This window comes from Paenibacillus sp. J22P90, assembly GCF_059692195.1.
The window spans coordinates 256315-279967 of sequence record NZ_JCAUAY010000002.1; the positions used below are offsets into that span (position 1 = coordinate 256315).

At 42.4% G+C, this 23653-nt stretch carries 21 protein-coding genes; 3 read left to right on the forward strand and 18 right to left on the reverse strand.

Annotated elements, in window-relative coordinates; all coding sequences use genetic code 11:
* Positions 1-450: 450 nt before the first annotated feature.
* From AC58UX_RS05950 to AC58UX_RS06020, 15 genes are all read right to left on the reverse strand, one after another.
* A complete protein-coding gene (locus AC58UX_RS05950; protein ID WP_497250466.1) occupies positions 451-1344 on the reverse strand; it encodes a carbohydrate ABC transporter permease in 894 nt (297 codons plus the stop codon).
* 14 nt (positions 1345-1358) lie between these two features.
* Complete coding sequence (locus AC58UX_RS05955; protein ID WP_497250468.1) at positions 1359-2243, reverse strand: carbohydrate ABC transporter permease; 885 nt, start codon at positions 2241-2243, stop codon at positions 1359-1361.
* Positions 2244-2317: 74 nt separating this feature from the next.
* Positions 2318-3682 (reverse strand): ABC transporter substrate-binding protein, encoded by a 1365-nt coding sequence (locus tag AC58UX_RS05960; RefSeq protein WP_497250470.1) that lies wholly within the window; start codon positions 3680-3682, stop codon positions 2318-2320.
* A 194-nt stretch (positions 3683-3876) separates the two neighbouring features.
* Positions 3877-4809: a peptidyl-prolyl cis-trans isomerase gene (locus AC58UX_RS05965; protein ID WP_497250472.1), complete on the reverse strand. Its 933-nt coding sequence runs from the start codon at positions 4807-4809 to the stop codon at positions 3877-3879.
* Entirely contained in the window at positions 4809-6368 is a 1560-nt protein-coding gene (locus tag AC58UX_RS05970; RefSeq protein WP_497250474.1) for a right-handed parallel beta-helix repeat-containing protein, read from the reverse strand. The genes AC58UX_RS05965 and AC58UX_RS05970 overlap by 1 nt, the downstream gene beginning before the upstream one ends.
* Positions 6369-6524: 156 nt before the next feature.
* Positions 6525-7667, reverse strand: a complete 1143-nt coding sequence (locus AC58UX_RS05975; protein ID WP_497250476.1) for a response regulator — start codon at positions 7665-7667, stop codon at positions 6525-6527.
* Complete coding sequence (locus AC58UX_RS05980; protein ID WP_497250478.1) at positions 7660-9357, reverse strand: sensor histidine kinase; 1698 nt, start codon at positions 9355-9357, stop codon at positions 7660-7662. Before AC58UX_RS05980 ends, AC58UX_RS05975 begins: the two co-directional genes overlap by 8 nt.
* Positions 9358-9649: 292 nt before the next feature.
* Positions 9650-12310, reverse strand: a complete 2661-nt coding sequence (locus AC58UX_RS05985) for a discoidin domain-containing protein (protein ID WP_497250480.1) — start codon at positions 12308-12310, stop codon at positions 9650-9652.
* Positions 12311-12347: 37 nt separating this feature from the next.
* Entirely contained in the window at positions 12348-13202 is an 855-nt protein-coding gene (locus AC58UX_RS05990) for a carbohydrate ABC transporter permease (protein WP_497250482.1), read from the reverse strand.
* A 24-nt stretch (positions 13203-13226) separates the two neighbouring features.
* The gene (locus AC58UX_RS05995) at positions 13227-14114 is read right to left on the reverse strand and encodes a carbohydrate ABC transporter permease (RefSeq protein WP_497250484.1); all 888 of its coding nucleotides are present in this window, start codon (positions 14112-14114) and stop codon (positions 13227-13229) included.
* Between the two features lie 93 nt (positions 14115-14207).
* Positions 14208-15587 (reverse strand): ABC transporter substrate-binding protein, encoded by a 1380-nt coding sequence (locus AC58UX_RS06000; RefSeq protein ID WP_497250486.1) that lies wholly within the window; start codon positions 15585-15587, stop codon positions 14208-14210.
* Between the two features lie 20 nt (positions 15588-15607).
* Complete coding sequence (locus tag AC58UX_RS06005) at positions 15608-16354, reverse strand: sugar isomerase domain-containing protein (protein ID WP_497250488.1); 747 nt, start codon at positions 16352-16354, stop codon at positions 15608-15610.
* Position 16355: 1 nt separating this feature from the next.
* Positions 16356-17312 (reverse strand): BadF/BadG/BcrA/BcrD ATPase family protein, encoded by a 957-nt coding sequence (locus AC58UX_RS06010; protein ID WP_497252085.1) that lies wholly within the window; start codon positions 17310-17312, stop codon positions 16356-16358.
* A gap of 18 nt (positions 17313-17330) precedes the next feature.
* A complete protein-coding gene (locus tag AC58UX_RS06015) occupies positions 17331-17999 on the reverse strand; it encodes an N-acetylmannosamine-6-phosphate 2-epimerase (protein ID WP_497250490.1) in 669 nt (222 codons plus the stop codon).
* Between the two features lie 18 nt (positions 18000-18017).
* Entirely contained in the window at positions 18018-18884 is an 867-nt protein-coding gene (locus AC58UX_RS06020; protein WP_497250492.1) for a MurR/RpiR family transcriptional regulator, read from the reverse strand.
* A 248-nt stretch (positions 18885-19132) separates the two neighbouring features.
* Here AC58UX_RS06020 and AC58UX_RS06025 point away from each other — a divergent pair, with 248 nt between their 5' ends.
* Positions 19133-19999 (forward strand): MurR/RpiR family transcriptional regulator, encoded by an 867-nt coding sequence (locus AC58UX_RS06025; protein ID WP_497250494.1) that lies wholly within the window; start codon positions 19133-19135, stop codon positions 19997-19999.
* A 154-nt stretch (positions 20000-20153) separates the two neighbouring features.
* On the opposite strand, the gene AC58UX_RS06030 is transcribed toward AC58UX_RS06025, so the two are convergent.
* Complete coding sequence (locus tag AC58UX_RS06030; protein WP_497250496.1) at positions 20154-20723, reverse strand: TetR/AcrR family transcriptional regulator; 570 nt, start codon at positions 20721-20723, stop codon at positions 20154-20156.
* 122 nt (positions 20724-20845) lie between these two features.
* On the opposite strand from AC58UX_RS06030, the gene AC58UX_RS06035 reads away from it, so the two are divergent.
* Complete coding sequence (locus AC58UX_RS06035) at positions 20846-21418, forward strand: cysteine hydrolase family protein (RefSeq protein ID WP_497250498.1); 573 nt, start codon at positions 20846-20848, stop codon at positions 21416-21418.
* 53 nt (positions 21419-21471) lie between these two features.
* Here the strand turns inward: AC58UX_RS06035 and AC58UX_RS06040 are convergent, their stop codons facing one another.
* Positions 21472-22242, reverse strand: a complete 771-nt coding sequence (locus tag AC58UX_RS06040; protein WP_497250500.1) for a TerC family protein — start codon at positions 22240-22242, stop codon at positions 21472-21474.
* Positions 22243-22431: 189 nt separating this feature from the next.
* On the opposite strand from AC58UX_RS06040, the gene AC58UX_RS06045 reads away from it, so the two are divergent.
* Positions 22432-22869 (forward strand): DUF6376 family protein, encoded by a 438-nt coding sequence (locus AC58UX_RS06045; protein WP_497250502.1) that lies wholly within the window; start codon positions 22432-22434, stop codon positions 22867-22869.
* Positions 22870-23181: 312 nt separating this feature from the next.
* Here AC58UX_RS06045 and AC58UX_RS06050 read toward each other — a convergent pair whose 3' ends face one another.
* A complete protein-coding gene (locus tag AC58UX_RS06050) occupies positions 23182-23643 on the reverse strand; it encodes a NanQ anomerase/TabA/YiaL family protein (protein ID WP_497250504.1) in 462 nt (153 codons plus the stop codon).
* Between the last annotated feature and the right edge of the window lie 10 nt (positions 23644-23653).

The following is a 23653-nucleotide window of genomic DNA, read 5'->3' on the forward strand; positions in this document are numbered from 1 at the left end:
GCATAACTCCAATGAGTCACCTTCTCAATGGAAAAGCCTATGAACATCATGCACCTGAACGACTTTGGTTGGAGCTTTCAAGTAGGTGACTTTATACCAGCCGTTACTGACGCTATCGAATCTTTTGTAAAAAAAGAGATTATCTTTAGAATAATAGCAAGAGGCTGTCCCATAAGTAACTATTATTGAATATCGTGACAGATCCAGCGTTGAAAAAGATGCATATTTGAATGGAAAAGGAGCTAAGCGGCTTGTACCTGCTTAGCTCCTCTGTTTCTCGCATCCACCGCCGCTTTCTTAAGCAGATTGTGGGCAAGGGAAAGCCAACCGTCCTCCAGACTTACTTTTGGTAAGCCTCGAAGATAAGACAGCGAGTGTCTGTTAGCCTCTGGTGTTCGCTGGACACCCCCTACGTTATGTTATGCCCCTATTCGTTCACGCAACTTTTCCTTAACCCTTAACTGCACCGTCCATGATGCCTGATATTAACTGCTTTTGGAATAGAAAAATGATCACGATTAATGGAATGACACTTATGACAGATCCGGCCATGATTAACTCATATGGAGTCTTCGGTCCGGATTCTAAAGCACGGATCGCAACCGCAATAACTTGATTTTTGGGTGAACGTAAGATGATCGTCGGCCACAAGAAATTGTTCCATTGATTCACAAAAAAGATAATCCCCAAGCTGGCAAAAGCCGGCTTTAAATTCGGCAGGATCATTCGGAAGAAAATCCCATATTCGGAGCACCCGTCTACCCGCGAAGACTCTAATAACTCGTTGTGAATACTGGAACAATATTGTTTCATAAAGAAAATACCGAACGCATTGGCCATCCCTGGCAGAATAATGCCCCATAAGCTGTCGACCAAACCTAATTTACGGTACATCACATACAACGGAATTAGAATGGATTCAGCAGGCACCATCATCGAAGCCAACACGATCGCGAATAATATGGCCTTGCCCTTGAATTGATACTTCGCGTAGGCAAATCCCGACATCGTACAGAATAATAATGTGCCTGCCGTATAGACACTTGTTGCAAATAAACTGTTTAACAGTACACGTCCGAAATGCTTTTCCTGAAAAAGGATCGTGAAGTTTTCCCAGTGATAGGTGACAGGAACCCACACAGGTGGATTCACGAATATTTCGCTTTTCTGCTTAAAGGAAGAACTAAACATCCAAAATAGCGGAAATAACATGATGACAGCACCGATAGCAAAAAGCAAGAACATCCCCCATATGAGGTACGGACTTGGCGCTAGTTCATCTGCTGTTCGTTTCTTCACTGCTGATACGGGGACTCTCGTCGAACGTATTATTTGGCTATTCATCTGTAATCCCTCCATTAATCCTTCGTATCAAACAAGCGAAGTTGAAGCAGTGTAAGAGCTAGCATTAGAATAAAATACGCCACAGAAATGGCTGACGCGTAACCAAAATAGAAATTCTGAAAGCTTTCTCTGAAAATCAGCATGATGGTCGTTAGTGTTGCATCCATTGGTCCGCCTTTGGTTAATATCAGTGGTTCTGTATATAAAGAAAATGATCCGATTGTCGACAATACGGTACAGAAGATGATTATTTTTTTGAGCAGAGGCATTGTAATATGGAAAAAGGTCTGCAAAGGACTTGCACCATCTACTCTAGCCGCTTCGTATAGATCATGAGGAATATTCTGTAACCCTGCAAGCATTAACAGCATATTGTACCCCGTCCAGCGGTATAAAACCATAGCAACGAGGGACACTCTTGCCCAATTTGGCGTCTCCAACCACGAAATGCCTTCTTTCACGATCCCTAACTGAATCAGGAGACTGTTAATCAATCCGTCATGTGTGTTTAACATAAGGAAGAAGACAAAGCTGATCGCGACAACAGATGTAATGTTGGGAATAAAGAATACCGTACGAAAGAACCCTCTAACTTTCATCCAACCTTGATTTAAAAAGACAGCGAGGATCATGGCCAGTAGCAGCATTATAGGAACAGACATCCAAAACATTAAAAATCCATTCCATAAGGTCTGCCAAAATGTTTCACTCGTTAATAATTGTGTATAATTATCCAAACCAACGTAGGTTTTCTCCCCGCTTCCGTTCCAGTCCATAAAACTCAGATAGATCGAATAGGCAAAGGGATATATCAGGAAGATTGCGAAAAAAATGAAAAATGGCGCTATGAAGACATAGGGAGCTGTTCGGTACTGGAACTGCCAGATCTGATTTCTCATCATCGTCCACCTCTAAAATAGATGCAATGGAGCTGCGCTCCATTGCATCTTTCTGTTGTTTATTGTCTATTGCCTTACTGCCGTTTCGTTTTTTGCTTCAGTTGATCAGCTTTTTCCTTGAATACTTCATCAACCGTCTTATTCTTCAAGAAAATCTGAGCAAATGCATCTTGAATCATCTGATTAGCGAGAGGGAAATCCTTCGTGTACGCTTGTGGCTTCACTTGCTTAACAGCATCTGTAAACAACTGACGCACAGGCTGGTTGTTGAAATAAGGAACTGGCTCTTTAAATGCTGGGTCAATATAAGTGGTTTCTAAAGACGGGAATAAGCCGCCTTCTTTTAGCATTTTCACCTGCGAGCTGTCTTGACCTAGTACAAACTGAATCAATTTCCAAGATTCTTCCGGATGTTTACTTCTTTTATTAATCGCCAGGTTGGAACCACCGTCGTTCGCACTTCCGTATGGATCATTCGCTGACCATTTCGGCATTGGCGCTGCACTCCACTTCCCTTTGGCATCAGGTGCGATCCAATTTTGAAGCAATCCATCAAACCAAGAAGCACCTACGATCGTAGCGACTTTGCCATCTTTGATCCCGTTTAACCACGCTTCAGCCCAAGGCTCAGCATCATATACATAACCTTGTTTGGTTAGATCCACATAATAATTCGCTACTTCTTTCACTTCAGGCGTATCTAGCGTTACTTTGCCTTGACTATCGAAATACCACAAGCCACGCTGCCACATCATCGTCTCGAAGAAACGGCTGTTGGATTTGGTTTTCGAATCGCTTATCATAGCTGCGCCAGTCTTTTCTTTAACAAGCTTAGCGGCATTTTTGAAGTCTTCCCAGGTTTTGATTTTCTCAGCAACCTGTTTAGGATCCGTCGGTAGCCCTGCTTGTGCAAACAAGTCATTCCGATAGAACATGACAACAGGACCACTATCCCAAGGCATCGCATATTGCTTATTATCCTTCGTTGCATCAGCCCATTTATAGGCATTCATTTTGTCTTTGTACGGCTTCACCTTGTCCGTTATATCCAACAGACCGTCAACATCCACCATTTGCGCAAGATTACTCGTCTCTAAGGCAAGCACATCCGGCACTTGATCACCGCTGCTAGCAGCAATGAGAAACTTTTGATATAAATCACCTGACTTCATAATTTGCAATTCGACATCAATATTCGGGTTCGCTGCCTTGAAAGCAGGAAGATTAAGCTCGAGCTGCTTCTGGTTTTCTCCCCACGTCCATAGAATCAACTTCACCTTTTCCCCAGTTGCTTTCTGGTTGGCAGCCGTGGCAGCAGCGCTCTCTTTTGGTGTAGTTGTTGCTGGTTGATCTGATGAAGTATTGCTATTTCCGCATCCGCTTACAAGTGTGGAAAGCACGATAGCCGACACCAATGTAAATCCCAACTGCTTTTTCATTCTGTTGACCTCCCAAGTCATTGTTTATTTACAAACTTAGTGTACTTCTATTGAAAACCCTTTCAAACCTCGGATTGTCGTACACATAGTGTCATTATGTCATTGAATATCACCCGTGAAACTTACTATTCTCAACTCTCTGGTGTCTTTATGTCCGATCATTTATCTTATTATTGCACGTCGACAGCTTTAAATCATTTATATCTCACTTCTGCATGCGTCGCCATACTATTAACGGTAGCCGCATACTGTTCTTCGGCCAATCTTCTTTGGATGTCCTCTTTCGCTTGCGAGAACGGGATAAGATCTCCCTCATTGCGCGTCTCGACCTGAAAAATAGTATAGCTATCCCCATATTCGAGTACGCTGCTGATTTGCCCAGGCATCAGCTTCATAGCTTCCGCTCGCAACAACGGACTTATTCTCGCATCCTCGTACGCGCTCTCGCTGTTGAATACTTGCCTTTCAACGTTGGGTAGGGACTCTCCGTCACCCCATCTTATTCGCGCCTTGGTCGCTAATCCCCTTGCAGCCTCTTTGTCATCGGCATGAACGTTCCCGTTATTATCCGAGAACGAGAACCCGATCTTCTTAATCTGAATTTCGGGCTGCATCCGGTAATTGCTCCATTTCCTCGATTCATATTCAGTTAGAAGCTCCTGCTCGGTGAAGCTCCCTTCGGAAGCCGAATAAGTGACTTGGGTTCGATTAATCAAATTGGATATGAAGTAATCATAGTAATTGGCTTCACTTAACTGCAAGGGGCCATAGACAACCTGACCTTTCGCTTTTGCCGACTTTCTGCGAGAGTTCTCCTTGGCAAGCTCCTGTAATATGCCGTCATAACTAATATCGCTAATCAGTCCGTACCGGCGGGCGAGAAGTTGTTGCATTTTCACCGTAACGAGCGCTTCCATTGCCATACGATTTACCTCATCCACAGTTTTACTGGCGGTCGATGCCCGCTGCCAGTAATACAGCCACTCCCGCTCATCAATAGGTTCTCCGTCGACATACGCAATGATGTTCGCGGAAGACGCATTCTCTGAAATGCGCCAGGCTGACAACAAGCTAGCCATTGCGATGAACGCAATGGCTAGGAATACAATTCTTCGCCAAACCCTCATTATTGATCGGCTCCGATATTTGGCGCAACAGTAGAAGACACAGGGTTATTATAGAAGTCCCTGCCGCCGTTACTCGCAATGAGCGCGCCCGCTCCAATCGCTGGAGAACCTGTTTGCAGCGTAAATTCCGTTACGGGTTTCCCCACGGCATGATAGGTCGGGCTGTTCATCAACGGGTTTGCATTTACGCCGCTGGCATCTTGCCCGCTACCGCTCTTATAGGAGGCAAATCCATTATACGTCGTCGTACCGTACGTCCAGGTTGGAGTGCCAGATCCCGTATACCAATATAAGTTGTTATTCAAACTCACGGAAGTATTCGAGTTAACAAACTTAGGTGAAGCGGAATAGATGAGATTATTCTTAAAGAAGTTAGCATTCGTCCCTGAGAAAGCCGCTGCGTTATTCAGAGCTGGCGCCGCCGCTGCGGGATTGGCGTAGATGGTGTTGTTATAAATCTGCGCTCCGTTAATAGTCCCGCTATTCCAGGTGAGCAAGTAGATATCACCCTGATAAGCATACGTTGCATTGCGTCCGTTGTTAGCGCAAATGTTATATCGAACGATCGGCTTCGTCGTCGCAGTACTCTCGGCAGAGAAAATCGCTACACAATAGGATTGATTATCGTGACCGTAATTATATTGGACGATATTATTCGTATTGTAATAGTCGATATCGTAGGAACCACCGTCTACGCCTGGTGACTTGTTGTTGTAAGATTCGTTCATCTGCACCGTGCAAGCATTGCAGTTCCAAGTCCAGATACCGTTGGGCGTACCGATCGCAGAGCTCGTAATTTGCCCCGTATTGTAAGCTAGACTGTTCTGGATCACTCCCTTATCTGTACCGAAAAGAATAATGCCGTCGCCTGCTACGTCATGAACGGTTGAATTCTGAACCGTCACGTTCTTAGTTCCGTATTGAAAAGCCCCGGAGTAGTATCCTTGAACTTCGATTCCGGCCCATTGCGTTGTTGAGTAGGCAGTGACATTATCGATCACGACGTCATTGATGATTGAATTAGCGGAATCGGTAATTACGACGACCAATCCCTGATTCTTGTTGGATGGAGTCCCGGTCACGTTATGAACGACTAGATTCGTTAGACGAAAATAATTATAAGTCCCACTTCCGCTTGCATGGATATAAATACCGTAACCATTGCCCCCCGTCGTCTCCAAGTTCTGAATCGTCCAATACTGTTGATTGTACAGCCCGATCGCTTGCGGATTCGCTCCTGCGCTAATAATAGGCTTCGCACCGCTTCCATAAGCGTCTATCTTGATCGGAGAACCACTCGATCCCGATCCCTTTGGTGTTAGCGTTCCCGTGCAGGTCGTTCCCTTCTTCAGATAAATCGCATCCCCTGGCAAAAAGGTAGTGCTGTTCACCGACGTCAGCGTATTCCAAGGGCTTGTCATCGTGCCGCTGCCGTTCGAGCTTTTGGAACAATCCACGTAATAAGAAGTGTTGTTGGCAGATGTTGTGGATACATCCAAACCGAAGAACGAACAGATCACCAAACTCAGAGCTACGAAAATGTTTACTACCTTTTTCATAAGCAGACCTCCAATTCATTATTTAATTACCACCTAAGTGTAATCAAGTTGAAAGCCCTTTCAAACCTCCGAATGTAGCATTCATAGTGTCTTTATGTCACAGAAAAACACCCAAAAAGCTTGGAGTTTCCAGCCTTCAGGTGTCTTTATGTTGGATTATTTATCTTGTTTTTGTTGGATACGATACTCATTAGGTGTCAGCCCTGTGCTCCGTTTAAACCACTTAAAAAAGTGTTTATAATCCGACATGCCAACCCTCTCTGCAATTTCACTGATCGTCCAGTCTGTTATTCGCAATAAATGCTGAACCCTCTCCAGCCTTCGGTTACTGACATAATCAATGAAATTCTCACCGATTACTTTTTTGAAAAGAGAACTAAAGTGTCCCCTGCTGAGGCCAACATAGCCAGCTACATCTGTCGAGCTAATATTCCTATCTAGGTGCTCATTCATATATTGAATTGCTCGCAAGATCGCGTCATCATGCATTTCAGTTTTCAAGACATGTTGAACTTCTAGCTTCAACGCTATGTAACCCGCAGTGACAGCTCCTGTCCAATCTTCCATATTATGCAGTGGACCACGCTCGAGCCATCTCATGTTTGGATAGTGCTGCAGCATAAGTGCAAGTTTAGTGATGACCCGGCCCCTAGTTCTCTCCTCAATAAATAGAAAGGTAAAGGGCTCGACCGGTATAACTTCCAAGTTATCCATTGGTGCTAGTCCTACTTGCAGATCAATCGGATCTTCATGATGGATAATAAATACCATGCACCCAGACTCCAGCATCCAACGCCATTCTTTCGTTAGCAACTGTGCCATATCAGCATTCTCCGCAGGGTCCTTCTCGTTCGTAATCCATTCTTTAAATACGTCATATTTATTCACTTCTCGCACCGGTTGCTGTGCTTGATCAAACTCCTGCCGAAACTGTGCCAAATATTCTTCAAATTCCTGATCATGAAAGGTTGTCTTCAAAATATAACCAGAAGCACCATAGCGCATTCCTTTCTGTGCATAATGAAATTCACTGTGACAGCTTAGTAGCAAAACCTTCGTTTCAGGAAAACTCTCTTTAATTTTTCGTGTAAGCTCAATCCCATCCAACTCGGGCATGACAATATCCGTAACAACAAGATCTGGACGATGTTGAACGATCTCTTCAAGCGCCAAAACGCCATTGGCTGTATCCGCGACAACCTCCATACCATATTTGGACCAATCTACCGTTACCCTCAAGGCTTGTCGAACAAGCCTCTCATCGTCTACTAATAGCACTTTCATCGCTCTGTTATCCACGCTGTTTCACCTCTATTGGACTTTTCAAACGGATCAGTGTTCCTTCTCCGGGTGTAGAAATCACAGTTATTCCGTACTCCTTACCAAAATGTAAGATATATTTCTGATTCACATTATACATCCCTGCTCCACCTCTTCCTTTTGCTGAAAAGTTGGGGAGATTAACGTCGGGGAAGCGATCCGCATGAATGCCTTTGCCGTTATCTTGAAGTTCGATTACCATTTCCGCTCCTTGCTGCTGAACACGAAGTTCAATGTGACCTTCCCCATCTGTAAAGGCATGGAAGAAAATATTCTCTAGCAGCGGCTGTAACGACATTCGAGGGATAAGTTGTTTCTCTAGCCCAGCAGCTATTATTTTTTCGAATTGAAACACGTCTCCAAATCGATGCTTCTGAATAAGCAGATAATGATTAATCAATTCTAATTCATTTTCTAACGGGATCAGCTCCTGCGTATTGTCCAAACCATTGCGAAGTAGTTCCGTGAGATGAACCATCATATCATGAATATCATGCTGCTTCTCCAAAAGCGCTTTCCATTGAATTAAATTCAGCGTGTTAAACAAGAGATGCGGATTAATCTGATAATGAAGCGCGCGTAATTCGGCCTCTCTTTTTAGCGATTCCGTATGGGTCACTTCGATTAGCAAAGATTGAACCTCTTCCACCATAAAGTTGAAATTATGACTTAAGTTTGCAAGCTCATCACTTGAAGTCACTTTCGTTTGAACAGATAAATCGCCTTTGGCTACCTTATGGATGGCACGATTAAGTCTCTTTATTCGCCGCGTGATGTGGTTGGAGAACAATTCAGACAACACTAAAGATAACAATATAGCACCAATAACGACCGAAAGCGTGTATTTCTTAATAATTTCTGAGGAAAGATAGAAGTTTTTATTGGGTACTCTCACTTCCATGTTCCAATTACTGGTAACTAATTGACTCTTCCAAATGATGTCATCCTGATTTTCCTTATACGCCTCCGACACATAGATGCTTCTACCGTCATAGTCGGTAATTTTTAGAGTGGAGTGAATATCTCTTTCAAAACTTTGAATTAAATCAAGGATATGTTTGGCATCCAAGTCGATCAGTAAACGTGCACTTGAATTCATCACATTCGTATTCTTCACTTTGAGAAAAAGACTGATCACAGGTCCGTTGAGTAAGATATCACTAAAATAATAATCTGGTTTATGAAATCCTAGCCACTGCTTGCCCAGACGATCTTCGGACCATAAAGGCTTCTGTAATAAACTTGCAAATTGCTTCGTATTGAGCGTGTTCGTGCCGTACACTTTCCCTAAATCTGTAATCAGGAATATTCCTTTCACATCCCCATTATGATGAGCCCGCAAGAAATTAAAAAGCTCATTCTCTGCAAGCAAATCCTCATAGGTGCCACCTTCTTGTCCATCCATAAAGTTCTGTTTGGTCCTCATCGCATAATTAATCACATCGTCAGCTATACTGCTCATTTGCCTAAAATTCATATCCACCAATTCGCTGAATTGCTTAACGGAATATTCGCCATAATCCCCAAATTGCGTGTTAACAATCTCAGAAGAGCGATTATACGACAAGTAACCCATAATGAGTAAGGGAATGACCGATGTAGCTATGAAAAATAGGAGAAGCTTGATATGGATACTTTTTCTAGGGAAATCCATGATCTTTTGAAACATCCTTGTGTCCCCTTATTGAAAAAAAGTCTAGTAAGCGCTTTAAAAGTAGTAGTTATAGACTATAAGGAGAAGTGCATTTTGTAAAGACAAGAAATGAAGAATACACCCCATCCTAGTAAGAGGATCGGGTGTATTTAGCTTACCTTAATTGATCGTAATCTGTGAAAGCTCCGTATCATATGGAGCAAATGTACTTGTAAATTCAACTTATACTAAGAAGCAATACCAGTAAATAAGCGATTGTCTTTTTAAACAAAGACACTCTCCCTTCATTCATGATTCTTGCAAAGTATTAATTATCGTTAAAGACGCCAATCTCCCAGAAAGAACTTCCCCAAGGTGTCCCGCGCGTCGCACATAATATTTTCACATATCTTGCGTGGGTTGCATCGAAAGTGACTGTGTCCGTGCCACCATCCCCCGTAGTTGTTGAAAAAACAGTGCTGTAATTCACATCATCTGACGATACTTGAATCGCATAACCGGAAGCATAAGCAACCTCCCAGTCTAACGTGACCCGATTCATCGTTTGCTCAGAACCTAAATCAATTTTGAACCACTGATCGTCCAAAGCGTCACTTCCCCATCGGCTGTTCGGATCTCCATCAATAGATCGATAAGCAATTTCTGAGTTTGTAGATGCAGTGGCTGATTTATTCAAAGCTAAATTAGGCGAGACAAAAAGATTGGATACATCCTTATAAACACCAGCTTCCCAAAACGAACTGCCATATGGAGTTGCACGTGTTGTACAACCAATTCTGACATACCTTGCATCAATTAAAGGAAACACGATAATATTGGATCCGCCATTCCCCGTTAGCGTCGAATACACTGTTGTATAGGCATTACCATCCTTTGAAATTTCGATGGCAAATGCAGAATCATACGCTGCTTCCCAGTCGATCTTTACTTGATTAATGCTTTGGACAGAGCCAAGATCAATTTGATACCATTGATGATCCAGAGGATCACTAGCCCAACGACTGCTTAAATTCCCATCTACAGATCGATTACTAAATTCTGCTTGCGTTGACGCTGTTGTATTCTTCATCAAAGCCAAATTTGCCACATTTGAAGGATTAGAGGTGTCGTTATATACGCCAATCTCCCAAAATGAGCTGCCATAAGGTGTTGCTCGAGTCGTACATAAAACTCGGATGTACCTAGCCTCTCTTGTAGAAAATCGAATCACGTCCATACCGCCGTCTCCCGCTGTCGTTGTATACGCCACGCTGAAATTGATTTTATCTGTGGATGTTTCAACGGTATATACCTTGTCATAAGCTGCTTCCCAATCTATGGTAACTTTATTGACTGCCTTGATTTCTCCGAGATCAAGCTTATACCATTCATTGTCTACTGCGTTGCTTGACCATCTTGTTGCGGCATTTCCATCAATGGACTTAGATGCATTTTCAATGTCAGATGATGCTGTCGCCGTTTTGTTTAAGGCCAAATTAAGTTTGGGATTAGGCGGTGCATGATAGATCTCACGATAAATTTCCATTTCATTCAGCGCAGTTTTGCCTTCAGAATGGGCTAATTCAATTTTTACATATCTGGCCTGCACATCTGCAAAGCGAATATCATCTGTTTTACCATCTCCATCAGCGGTTTCATACACAGTAGAGAATGCATTGGTATTCAATGATACCAAGATTTTGTATTGATTTGCTGAAGTTCCACCCCAATTTAATACCACGCGGTTGATCAATTGATTACTCCCTAAATCTATGATCATAGCGTCCGGTTTCTTAGATCCGATCCAGCTTGTCGTTAAATGACCATCATTAACAGGGGAAGATGAGAATTTCTTGAAATTCCCTGAATCACTTACGAGTTTGTTTAGAGCCAGATTCGATTGATCCCGCATCGTCTTCGCAGCTCGAATCGTAAATCCAGCCTCCATGTTATACCAGACCCACTTATGGTTCTGATCGATATAGTCGGATTTAATCTTCTGCAAGAACGTATCCACTCGATCCTTATCTCCCATCATTGCTGCTGTATAAGCAAGGATACTCCAAGGAAATTCATCTGATTTTATTAAATACGGCCAACCAGGATGATATTGATTTAATCCAGCATAAATATCTAAAGCTCTTTGGCTTTGCGGAGGAAGAATACTATTCCAGATCGGAAACATTTGCGCCGTCGCATCTGGGTAAAAAATATTCCAATTTGTCGTGCCTGCACCCTCGTAAGCCTTAAAATTGTTCGCAGCACTATCCCAAAGTGTCCCGACTCCATTAAAGTTAATAAGTTGCTTAGCTTCATAAGCTTGTGCCAAAGTCTCATCTTTTAATATTTGTCTCATAAGCCATGCCGCACTTCGCAGCCCTTCATAGACTTCAGAGTTATCCATCAAATATTTAATGGCATAGTCAGGCTTTGCCAGCGTTAGCCCATTCACATCCATCGTTGCCAGCATGGCATCTGCAATTTGTTTAATTTTTGCTTTGTTCGATGTCAGAACCTTTTTATCTCCACCTTCACGCATATATTTCTCCAACAACGTAAGGAAAGTACCCGCATAAGAATCCGTAGAATCATAGTAGTTTGAGCTTGTATATTGTCTTCTTGTGGCTGTATCAACGTAATACACATAAATCGTACCGTTCAACCCATTATAATCCGGTGTATTCAAATGATTGAAATACCACTCGATCCATTTTTGACTGACCTTCAAATTCGCATCCGTTGCATGATCCAGCATTCCGATAACAGACAAATTCGCAAAGTACGGTTCCACTTTGTAGGATTCCACGCCTTGATATTGGAATGTTTTGTCCCGTGTCATGACAATCGCCCCAGAAGGCTCCTGTAAGGAAGCAATCCAGTTGGATTCGCTCTCCATAATTTCTGAATAATTGACCTCAGCCTTACAAACAGCCGACAATCCCACAACCCCAAAAAAGGCGAGCGCAAACAGAAGTATGACTTTTCTCATTAAAAATCCCCCCTCATCTTCGCTTAATTTACCTCATTTATCCTTTGATTGCCCCTGATGTAATCCCTTGAATAAACTGCCTTTGCATCAATACATAGACCAAAATAACGGGTATGACCATAATGGCCATTGCTGCCATAAGCAGCTCATATTGTGTCGTATATTGTCCAACGAATACCGACAACCCCATTTGAATAGGCATTAATTTATTGTTAGAGAACATAACCAACGCAAGTAAAAACTCATTCCAGACGGAAAGCATATTCAGGATGACAATGGTCGCAATGGCTGGCCGGGCAAGTGGGATCATAATTTTATAATAGATTTGAAAGCTTCTAGCGCCATCAATAATCGCCGATTCTTCAATTTCTTTTGGCAATTCATCAAAGAAAGATTTGAGAATAAATATCGAAATCGGCAAGCTTATCGCGATCAGTGGCAACATATATCCTAGTCGCGTATTCGCAAGTCCTAGATTACTGACGACAATAAATAAGGAAATAAAGGCACCTGGTACAGGAATCATCATTGTCCCCATAAAAACGAAATAAATCGGTTTTTTCCCGGCCAATTCCAGTCTAGATATTGCGAAAGCTGCAAGCGAAGCAATGAGAACTACACCAACCACTACAACCGTTGTATAAAACAAGCTGTTTAGCACATAGAGTTTAAACCCGCCATAATTCCAAGCTTCGATATAATTTTTAAAGTTAAGGGCATTTCGCGGAATGAGGCTTGCATTCGTATAGATTTCATTCTTTTCTTTCAATGATGTTGATAACATCCAGATGATCGGAAATAAAGAAATAACCGACCAGACCATTAGTAAAAGGTGGATGATCATTTTCGCTCCCACGCTTTGTGTATTCGTTCGCGCAGTTCTGATTTCCATTGCATTCACTCCGATCTTCACCGATTATTCTTTTCTTTGCGATAGCTTGAGTTGGATGTATGAAATAACAAATAGCATGGCTCCAAATATGACTGAAAATGCACTAGCTAAACCAAAATTCGAGTTTTTAAAGGCTTCTCGATAAATCCGAATAGCAGGTACTTCCGTTGTATAACCCGGACCTCCTAATGTCATGGCAAAGACTTGGTTGAAAATTTCCATCGCTCCAAGAATAGTTAGGATGTTCACCATCGTATACACCCTTCTTAATGAAGGAATGGTAATATGTATCAGCTTTTGTAATCTGCTCGCGCCATCTAAATCTGCAGCCTCATACAAATCCTTGGGCACACCCTGTAATCCAGCTAAAAATAAGATGAACGAGCCGCCGACTCCCTGCCACATGGAAGTTACGGATACTGCGGTAAGCGCTGTCCCGGTTTCTGCAATCCAGCTATGCGTCCAGCTTTCCAGACCAATGAAGATTAATAGACTATTCAGAAGCCCTGTCGGTTCATAAATCCATTTCCACACATAACCCACAACAATACCTGACAGGATAGGCGGGATATAAAACAGGACGCGATAAATCTTATTGCCTCGGATGCCAGAATGAACAGCTACGGATAAAAGCAGAGCAATTGAATTCATGAAGACTAGCGCCATCCCTGCAAAAAACAACCCATTACCTATCGCATGCCACCACACCGGATCTGTGATCGCGTTGATGTAATTCGTAAAGCCGATATAAGTAACGTTGGGATTAACACCATTTGCATCCGTAAAGCTATACTGAAAGGTCCGAAATAGCGGAAATAATGAAAATAATAAAAACAAAGCAACTGCAGGAGCCACGTAAAAAAGGTTCGCCCATTTCGTCATTGCTCTGTTGTTAGTGATTGGATTACGCATGGTGCATAGTACCCTCCTTTTCGTGAGCATCCACTTACTTGCTAAATAGGCAAGGCTTAAGTCGATTCCCTTAAGCCTTGCATACCATCCTAATTATTTAACTGCTGCCTTACCTTTTTTCGTTGCATCTTCCATTTGCTTCACAACTTTCTCCGGTGTGGATTGCCCTAATACAATGAGCTGAATCCCTTTTTGCATGACTGTCTCCGTATCGCCTAGAAAACCAATCGGCGTATCATAGACACTTGTCATTCCTTGTGCAAAGTTGACTAATGCATCAGGAAGTTTACCGCCAGCAGCCGCAGCTTCTTTGTTAGCAGGCAGATTGAAGCTGCTTGCTGAATACTTCTGCTGCTGCTCTTTGGCTAATAGAAACTTCATAAATTTCAAGGTTTCTTCTTTATGTTTCGTTCCTTGGCTTACCACAAGAGGTACTCCGACACCACCAGGAATTTTAATGTCACCTACAGCGCCATCTGGTTTAGGCGGCAAGAAAGCATCATAATTTTTGAATGCCGCATTGGTTTGATTGAAAGCACCGATCGCCCATGAGCCATCAAATATCATCGCAACTTGACCATTTGCAAACAAGGTTTCTGCTTTAGGCAGATCCATGGTCGAAATACCAGGAGCAAACGCTTTGTGCTTGGCTAATTCGGCATAGATGCCAAGTACTTTTTCCCAAGCGGAACCGACCATTGGCTCTAGCCCTTGCTTCGTTGCTTTTAATTTTTCTTCACCAAGCAGCGCATACATGAATGGCTCTGTCATGGATGTACCTACCCATGATCCAAGACCGGTGGCAAATGGTGCGATGCCTTTGGCATTCAGCTTATCTACGGCATCCAAGAATTCAGCCCATGTTTTTGGAGGCGCGGCAATGCCAGCTTTTGCAAATAAGTCTTTATTGTACATAAACTGCATGTTATTCGTATCCATCGGAAGCGCATAAGTACCAAAATCTTTCACTTTATACGTATTACCTTCTTTATAAGAATACGTTTTTAGAATATTTTCTGGGAACTTACCTATGATGTCCGTTGACTCTTTACCCAGCTCCATGACGCTTTTCGTTTCGATAAATTTAGCCAGATCGCCAGGTCCACCAGCTAATGTTAAAATATCAGGCAGTGAATTCGTTTGAGCTGCTGCAATTGTTTTCTCTTTAAAGCCGTCTCCACCAAATAATTGGATATCGACTTGAATCCCCGTTTGAGTCGTGAATTCTTTCGCCATCTCCGTCAAGATATCCTTGCGATCCGTTAAATAATGCCAGAACACAATTTTAACCGGATCTTTCTTTACTTCTGGTGTTGCGGTTGCAGCTACTGTTGCCACTGGTGCTTGTGTAGAAGCCACCTCTTTTGTCGTTGTTTCGGATTTTGAGCCACAACCTGCAAGAAGCGTAGTAAACATGAAGCCAACAAGTGTAAGAGATCCCCATTTCTTTTCTTTACCAGTAAATACGTTCATGGACATAGCCCTCCATATTTTTAATAGGTAATATTACGGTGCTCATACTTTTGTTGAAGCTTACGGTTGTGCTCATCTCCGCCATCTACGTTTGCACTGATATACACGGGTGGTATCCTATCTTCTTGTACATATTCAGCTATAATCTCAACAGTTAGTGCTTGGGCAATGAAAACCCCTACTACTGTGGAAGCAGAACCGGTTTTTTCACTAATTCCGGGAATCTCAAGAAGCACATCTCCGTAGGGGCAGCAGTTATCAATAACAATGTCGGCTATTTCATACAGTTTCTTGCCGCTTGGATGTCGACTATCCGAATTCGTGGAATGTAACAAGGAAGTGACCGCTATCACGGAGAGACCTCTGCGCTTACTTTCTATAGCAAGCTCATTCGGAGCACCGTTTCGCCCTGAATTAGAGACAATGATAATGGAATCTTCTTTTCTAACATCATGGAGGTCCAATAGGTCATGTGCTGTTTTCGGTTCCCGTTCTAAATCTACAAGATTAATGCCTATTCGATTATCAATTCGTGAGATATCTTCAAGCCCTACTAGATTTAATGGCACCAATCCGCCTGCACGACCGCACATTTCCATTCCAAAGGTACGTGAATGTCCTGCACCAAATACATGGATCACGCCCCCGTCCAACAAGCTTTTACTAAGAAGTTTAGAGGCTTTCTGCAGGGGTTCCATCTGTGTGCTTCTAAATGTTTGAACAATGTCTAGAATTGTATCGATGACTACATTTGCGCCGATATTCATGTCATTCCTCCAATTGATCTAGTAGTTGTTGTTTCATCCCTACACGTTCTGCCGCTATGATCAACGTACCCATTAGTGGTGAAAAAACCGGCTTGGTGATCGTATACGCAGGAAATCTCTTATGAATCGTTTGTTCAAAAGCTGGAATGATCCATGCTTCAGAACTAAATACCCCTCCGGTTGGATAAACTTTACTCACACTCGAGATATTAGCTCGTTCTAAACTTTCTATGACCGAAACAGCTAGTTCACCGAGATCCACACCTGCCTTACGCAGGATATGCTGCGATACCGTATCTCCTTGTGTGGCCGCCTCGTTCACAATAACTGCCAAATTGGCAATATCCTTACGTTTAATTTGATCCCCATGCAGCATCGTTTTTATATCCCAATAATTGCTTCGCTCAAAATGATCTAATAATTGTTGGTACAATACCGTAAACGCTCCTCTATGTTCCTGGCAGCGTATACTTGCTTGTAGAGCATCAAGACCGATCTTGTAAGCGCTTCCCTCATCGCCGAGAATATGTCCAAATCCACCAGCCGTATAATCGATTGCGTTGTGAGCGTAATAAGCAATACTACCACCTCCTGCTATGACGAGAATGCCGTCATTTTCTCCAGCAGAAGCACCGCTTATATTCGCTATGACATCGCCTACAATAATAAATGAACGAACCTCCATGCAGGCAGAAACCCAACTTTTGATCAGCTCCGTATGTTCTACACGCAAGCCGCTAATGCTTATGACAGCAACGTCTATGCGAACGACACGGTTCAATTTATTGAGTAAGGTATGAATAGATTCTTGTATTCCTTTTCTCGCAATCTCTTGTCCGTCTGTTGTTACCATATGGTCGATGGGGAGACCCTTTTCAATAACAATTTCCCGGGTAATGAGATCATAAAAGCAGACTTTTGTTGAGGTTTGCCCTCCATCTATACCAAGAAACATCATCAAGCATCATCTCCAACATTATTGGATAGCGCGCACAAACCTAGCTGCTATTTCCCATGGTGCTGTTATTGCTGTTCCGATCACTACACAGTGTGCACCTTGATTCAAGGCTTCTTTCACCTCATGCGGCTGTGAAAATCGACCTTCTCCAACAATCGGAACACGTACCGTACGTTTCAAAGTTTCAATTAACGCTAGATTAGGTCCGTCTGTCTTTTCTGTATATGAAGTGTAACCAGACATGGTTGTACCCACAAGGTCTGCTCCAAACCTTTCGGCACGAACAGCCTCTTCTTCATTCGAAATGTCCGCCATAACAGGTACCTTCAATTTGGTTTTAATCTCTTGAATCAGTCGCTCCAGTTCACTCTCATCGGGTCGACCTTGATTCGTTGCATCAATCGCGATAATGTCAGAACCCGCTTCTACTAATGCTCTAGCACTTTCAAAATCTGGCGTAATAATTTTAATGCCACGCTTATCAGGCAGCTTATGAATACCGATCATGGGCAGCTTAACCGTTTTTTTAATTTCACGTATATCTTCTGGGCTGTTTGCCCGAATCCCTCCTGCCCCTGCCATTTGAGCACTTTCCGCCATAGCTCTCATATAATGAGGTCCATAAAACGGGGTATCAATCCATGCTTGACATGAAACGATTAGACGACCTTTCAATTGTTCAATCAATGCGCTTCCCTCCAAGTATCAATACAGTTTATCTAAAATGGATTCAGTCGTTTTCGAGGGCTCCAAGCTGTTGCCTTTTTCGGACATGTATAAGGAAATGCTAATGGCAATCAATTCTATTAAGAATAAAATGGAAGCCTTACTTTTTAAATCATTCTCATGTACCGAAATTCCTTTGCCGAAACAAACTAGGCGAATATCAGAAACTTCTGATATTGGAGAACGGCCATGCCCCGTGATGCAAATGGTTAATGCGCCGCTGGATCTCGCCTTTTTCAAAGCAAGAACTACATCTTTCGTGCTTCCCATTTGGGATATGCCTATTGCCACGTCATCACTAGTCAGATGAGCTGCACTAATTAATTGCAAATGGACATCCATATGGGCATCCACCGATAAGCCTAACCCTATTAACTTCATCTTAAGAAGTTCAGCAATGGGGCCTGACTCACCTAAACCATAAATAATGATTTTATGAGCCTGCATCATTTTTACGATTGCTTTTTGCAATTCCTCGAGATCAATAATCTTTAAGGTTTCTTGAATGTTGTTGATATTGATAAGAGCTAGCCTTTGTGGCAGATTCATCTTGCCATCGGCGGCTTCATTTCGAATACCGCTATCCATATCTCTTGCCAGTTTAATTTTTAATTCCTGATAGCCTCTTAAGCCAATTGACCTGCAAAAACGGGTAACCGTCGATTGCGCAACGCCAAGCTCATCAGCTACTTGAGTCACAGAGTAATACATCACTTTCTCTGGATATTGCATGACAAACTCACCAATTCTTTGTTCCGTAGCAGACAAGTGCGCATAGGAGCTGTTTAGCTTAGAATTTATCGTTTGCTCTAAATCTGGCGTATGAACATCTTGTAATTTCTCCACAATATTTCCCCTTAACTCCTCTCTCTACTGTGCCTTATGAGTTGATTATAATCGCGAGTAAATGAATTGTAAATAATTATTTTATCGATATTTATTAATTTACAATAATTATTTTTTCGATAAATGGGAATAAGGCATCGATGAATACGGTTGTTAGTTGGATTCATTTTCGCAAATTGCCAATTCATTGTATACTTAACCTATTGGTCAAGTTAAGCTGATTATTATAGTTCAAAGGAGAACCCTGCATGCCATTAGAAAATAACACAAACGAAGATGCTAGCGAATTTACTATCAAATCTAAGCTGAACAGTTCCTATGCGCACCTTTCTTCAACAGAGCAGAGAATCGCCGCCTTTGTCATGGAATTCCCCAGCAAAGTCATCTATTCCTCCGTTACGCAAGTCGCAGACGAGCTTGAGGTGGCGCAGTCGACGATCACTCGTTTTTGTAAATCTATCGGCTTAAGAGGTTACCAAGAACTAAAAATCAAACTTGCCAGAGACATGGATAGTGGAATTAGACCCGATTCGAATGAGGGTAAAATGAACCTTCCACAAAGGCTTGCCCATATAAGCATAAGCAATCTACAGGAAACGCTGAAAGTACTCGATTTAGAAGAACTGCAAAAATCCGTCATTAAGATTATGGAAGCCAGAAAAATTGTTATCTTCGGATTAGGCGAATCTGGCCCCCTAGCTGTTCTATTAAAAATGAAACTACTCGGCATGGGATTTATGGCTGATGCCCATATTGATGTACATCTCCAACTGATAAGCGCTGCTCATTTGAATACAAATGATGTCGCGATTGGCATTTCCCAGATTGGAAGCACCAAGGATGTGGTTGAAGCATTGAAAAAAGCTCGATCCAGCGGAGCTCATACGATTTGTATCACCGGTCATGGCCGATCACCGATCACTGAGGTAGCGGATACGCGTCTGGTTTGTTTAAGCAAGGACGTTTCGGTTTTTGACAACGACTTAAAAAGTAAAGTCTCCATTCTCTATATCATTGAATTAATTACGATAAGCTTGACGATATATTTGTCTGAAAATAGTTCAGGAGCGGATGCCTGGAAAACAACGGAGTCCATCCTTAATAAGTTATATTAAGAACCTTGGAAACACGAAAAACCGCGATAGACTGCTGTCCATGCAGTTCTGTCGCGGTTTTTCGTACGTTCTTGTAGATGACCGAAATTGTTTGCAGCTTCGGGAAAATCAATCGTGGGGGCAAGCCCGCAAGCGAAGGCTCCAGATATTTCAGCTACCCGCGTTTCAGTCCGTCACATAGAATTGTAACAACTCGACTCGGGTATGCCCCTCCAATGACGGAAGCCTGTAATATGCCTATCAGCATAATTTTGATGTCCTCCATCTGGACGTCAGACCGAACGGTACCAGCTTGTTTAGCACGCACAAGTAATTGCTCAATCCCCTGCCAAAATTCCTGCGCGATCTCCGAACGCCCCGTCTCATTTTGGCTGCTAACCAGGGAATCGGTGATTACTTTGTTGGCAATTCCTTCGCGAACGATTTTTTCGAAATATTGAAAAAAAGCTTCACCCGAAACGTCATTCTGCAGCAGCTGGTGGGCTTCCTCAATTAAACGCTTTTTATGTTGTATCATGATTGCCGCAATCAGATCTTCTTTCGTAGGGAAATGTCGATAAATGGTCCCTACACCTACGCCTGCATGTCGAGCGATATCGTTCATAGTAACGGACATACCTTCAAGTTTAAATATTTGGTGAGCAACTTGAAGCAGCTTTTCCCGATTGCGCTTTGCATCGGCGCGTAAGCTGGTTTCGGTCGAAGCATTTTGATCTTTTATCAAACGTATCCTCTCCTTATTTGTATATCTTACTGTATGGAAGAGATATTTGACAAACGGAATGGTCATTCCGTATAATCAAAAACGGATAACACATTCCGTTTATATGAAGGGAGTTAGCTTTCATGCTTCAAACTGCTACTAAAAGCGCGCTACTGGTCATGGACATGCAAAACAGCGTCGTGTCACGTTTTATAAGATCAGAGGAAGAACTTCTTCCATTCCAAAAGGCAATTGAGACTGCACGTCAACATGAAATCCCTGTCATTTATGTTAGGGTGGCGTTTCGATCCGGATATCCGGAGATAAGCCCACACAATAAAATGTTCGGGGGAATACCCGGTCGAGCTGGATCATTGGCGCCTTCAGAAGAGTTGATCCAAATATGCGATACCTTAAAACCAGAGCCTAATGAATTAATCGTCAATAAAGTTCGAGTAAGCGCATTTGCAGGAAGTGACCTAGAGGTCATTTTGCGATCTAATCAGATCGATACACTCATTCTATCTGGAATAGCCACAAGCGGTGTTGTTCTCTCTACATTACGTGAGGCTGCGGACAAGGACTACAAACTGAAAGTGCTCTCTGACGCATGTATCGACAATAACCCTGAGGTTCACCGTATTCTGATGGATCATGTTTTTCCTACCCAAGCCGATGTAATCTCGGTTAGCTCGTGGGCGGATTCTTTGAATTAAATAGCAAAAAAAAGCCCTTACAAGGGGCTTTTTTTGCTCCATTTCCTATGTTGTCATGCTGATCTTGAAAGTTTTTTACTCGCTGGCGCAAACCAACCGATAACGGCTATCGCAAGCAAAACAGCATAGAAGATTAAGGTCCAGACTGTGCTATGCGGGAAATCGTGATCTAACACACCAATATCTTCATGGGCTAGGGTAATTACAGCGAGCTTCACGCCGACCCACGCAACAATTGCGTAAGCTGTTGTCTCAAGCGCTGGCCGCTCAGCAAGCAGCTTAACAAACCATGTGGCCGCGAACTTGATCAGGACGAGCCCCGCAATTCCGCCAAGCAGAACAACTAGGAATTTCCCTCCGTCCATACCGCCGAAATCATTAAGCGGTGAATCCGGGAGACCAAGTGCCAGCGCTACTGCGGCAAGAATAGAATCAATCGCAAATGCGAGATCCGCAAGAGCAATTTTCCCCACAGTTGGCCAAAATCTTTTTCCCGCGGCATCTTTCTTAATGTCCTCGCGGATGTTCTCATTTTCCTTGAAGAAACGTGCTTTAATGATATGTTTTAACCCAAGATATAGCAGGTAAGCAGCACCGATCGCCTGAATTTGCCAGACATTCGCAATAAATGATATCGCAAACAAAGCCGCGAAGCGGAAAACAAACGCCATAATGATTCCATAGTTGATTGCCTTCTTCTTCTCATCCTCCGGTAAATGCTTTGCGATTACAGCCAGAACAAGGGCATTATCTGCGGATAACAAACCTTCCAAACCGATAAGTATCAGTAAAGCCCAGGCATACTCCAACCAAAGTGAATCCAACTGTCCATCTCCTCTCAATGTCACGACACTTAGTAGCTTGTCCGACTATAATATAACAATTCTGCTGCTGTCAAATAATCCAATAAATGAACCTCAAGCGAACGCCTGAAACCCTTTTAATATAAAAACGTAATAAACAATAACAAAAATTAATTTCGTCTGAAGACTAATGTAAGGGGGCGAACAAGTATGAAGAAATTAATGTTACTTTTAATCATTCTTTCAACCATGATGTTGAGTGGGTGTTCTTTATTTGAAAAAGCAAATACATCCATAGATTATTTCAATCAAGCTACTGAGCACATAAATACATTGGGTAATTTTGCAGAACAAGCACCTCAAATGATGAAAGATGCCGCTTTGAATCCAGAGACAAAACAGAAACTTGAAAATCAATTAATCGAAATTAAAATAGAAATAGAACAATTTAATCTAACAAGTGTCCCTTCGATTGCAAAGGATATTCATCAACAATTGGTAGACAAAAATAAAGTACTGTTAGATGAGATAAATAAAGTGTTAGTGAATGGTCATTTGGCACTTGATAAACTTCAAAATTCACAAATCCTCACTACAATTAGTGATATAACAAGCTTAATCGATCGCATCAAAAATTTAGGGTCCTAGATGATGAAAATCTTATGTAAATAGCGACTGTTGACCATATAATTTTGAAGCTCAGCATCATCAAACCCATCCGTAAGAGCATGAGTATTATCCCGGAAAATATCCCATGCTGTTTTACAAATAATGGGTCTAGAGAAACAGTGTTGTCCACATCATTAATATTAGGACCCGATCAACTAATTTGCATATAGTAAAAATAATAGGCATGATTCAAGTTTTCTTGATAATTTCATGAAAAATAAGCCCACTAAATCATTAATCTAATTTACTGGACTTCACTATGAACTTTTCCGGTTCTAATTACATTACTTACTAAACAGGCACCTTCAGCAAAGCCTTTCTTACAAATTCCGTCCCAATTCCCTTACACCAAGGTCGATGCACGTCCGAAGGCATAAAGATTGCAAATTGCCCTGTATAAAGCGTCAATGCCATTTCATTATCTATACTATGGAAAAAGGTATGATCATCAATGGCCGGACTCACCTCAATCGTTTGATTCTTCTCGCAATCTCGAGCAAACCCAATGGTTTCCGATCCGCCAAGGATATAGTGAATATCCATGTATCGGTGATGCCGCTCTGGCAATGCCTCCGAGAAGAGAATCGTTGCCGTCGTCTTCACTACTAGATAGGCGCCAACTTCTCCCACAGGATACACCCCATCCTCGATGTCATCGAATGAACATGAATAGAGGTAGTCCAAGGGCTGCGCAAGCCGCTCTGAGTATAACCATTTTTCCTCCGGCCACTTGCGAAAATCCCCAATGATCAATTTCGGTTCC

Bases quoted from the DNA above. Each gene is read 5' to 3' on its own strand.
- AC58UX_RS05950 (WP_497250466.1), bottom strand. From the start codon at position 1,344: ATGAATAGCCAAATAATACGTTCGACGAGAGTCCCCGTATCAGCAGTG.
- AC58UX_RS05955 (WP_497250468.1), bottom strand. From the start codon at position 2,243: ATGAGAAATCAGATCTGGCAGTTCCAGTACCGAACAGCTCCCTATGTC.
- AC58UX_RS05960 (WP_497250470.1), bottom strand. From the start codon at position 3,682: ATGAAAAAGCAGTTGGGATTTACATTGGTGTCGGCTATCGTGCTTTCC.
- AC58UX_RS05965 (WP_497250472.1), bottom strand. From the start codon at position 4,809: ATGAGGGTTTGGCGAAGAATTGTATTCCTAGCCATTGCGTTCATCGCA.
- AC58UX_RS05970 (WP_497250474.1), bottom strand. From the start codon at position 6,368: ATGAAAAAGGTAGTAAACATTTTCGTAGCTCTGAGTTTGGTGATCTGT.
- AC58UX_RS05980 (WP_497250478.1), bottom strand. From the start codon at position 9,357: ATGTTTCAAAAGATCATGGATTTCCCTAGAAAAAGTATCCATATCAAG.
- AC58UX_RS05985 (WP_497250480.1), bottom strand. From the start codon at position 12,310: ATGAGAAAAGTCATACTTCTGTTTGCGCTCGCCTTTTTTGGGGTTGTG.
- AC58UX_RS05990 (WP_497250482.1), bottom strand. From the start codon at position 13,202: ATGGAAATCAGAACTGCGCGAACGAATACACAAAGCGTGGGAGCGAAA.
- AC58UX_RS05995 (WP_497250484.1), bottom strand. From the start codon at position 14,114: ATGCGTAATCCAATCACTAACAACAGAGCAATGACGAAATGGGCGAAC.
- AC58UX_RS06000 (WP_497250486.1), bottom strand. From the start codon at position 15,587: ATGAACGTATTTACTGGTAAAGAAAAGAAATGGGGATCTCTTACACTT.
- AC58UX_RS06005 (WP_497250488.1), bottom strand. From the start codon at position 16,354: ATGAATATCGGCGCAAATGTAGTCATCGATACAATTCTAGACATTGTT.
- AC58UX_RS06010 (WP_497252085.1), bottom strand. From the start codon at position 17,312: ATGATGTTTCTTGGTATAGATGGAGGGCAAACCTCAACAAAAGTCTGC.
- AC58UX_RS06025 (WP_497250494.1), top strand. From the start codon at position 19,133: ATGCCATTAGAAAATAACACAAACGAAGATGCTAGCGAATTTACTATC.
- AC58UX_RS06035 (WP_497250498.1), top strand. From the start codon at position 20,846: ATGCTTCAAACTGCTACTAAAAGCGCGCTACTGGTCATGGACATGCAA.
- AC58UX_RS06045 (WP_497250502.1), top strand. From the start codon at position 22,432: ATGAAGAAATTAATGTTACTTTTAATCATTCTTTCAACCATGATGTTG.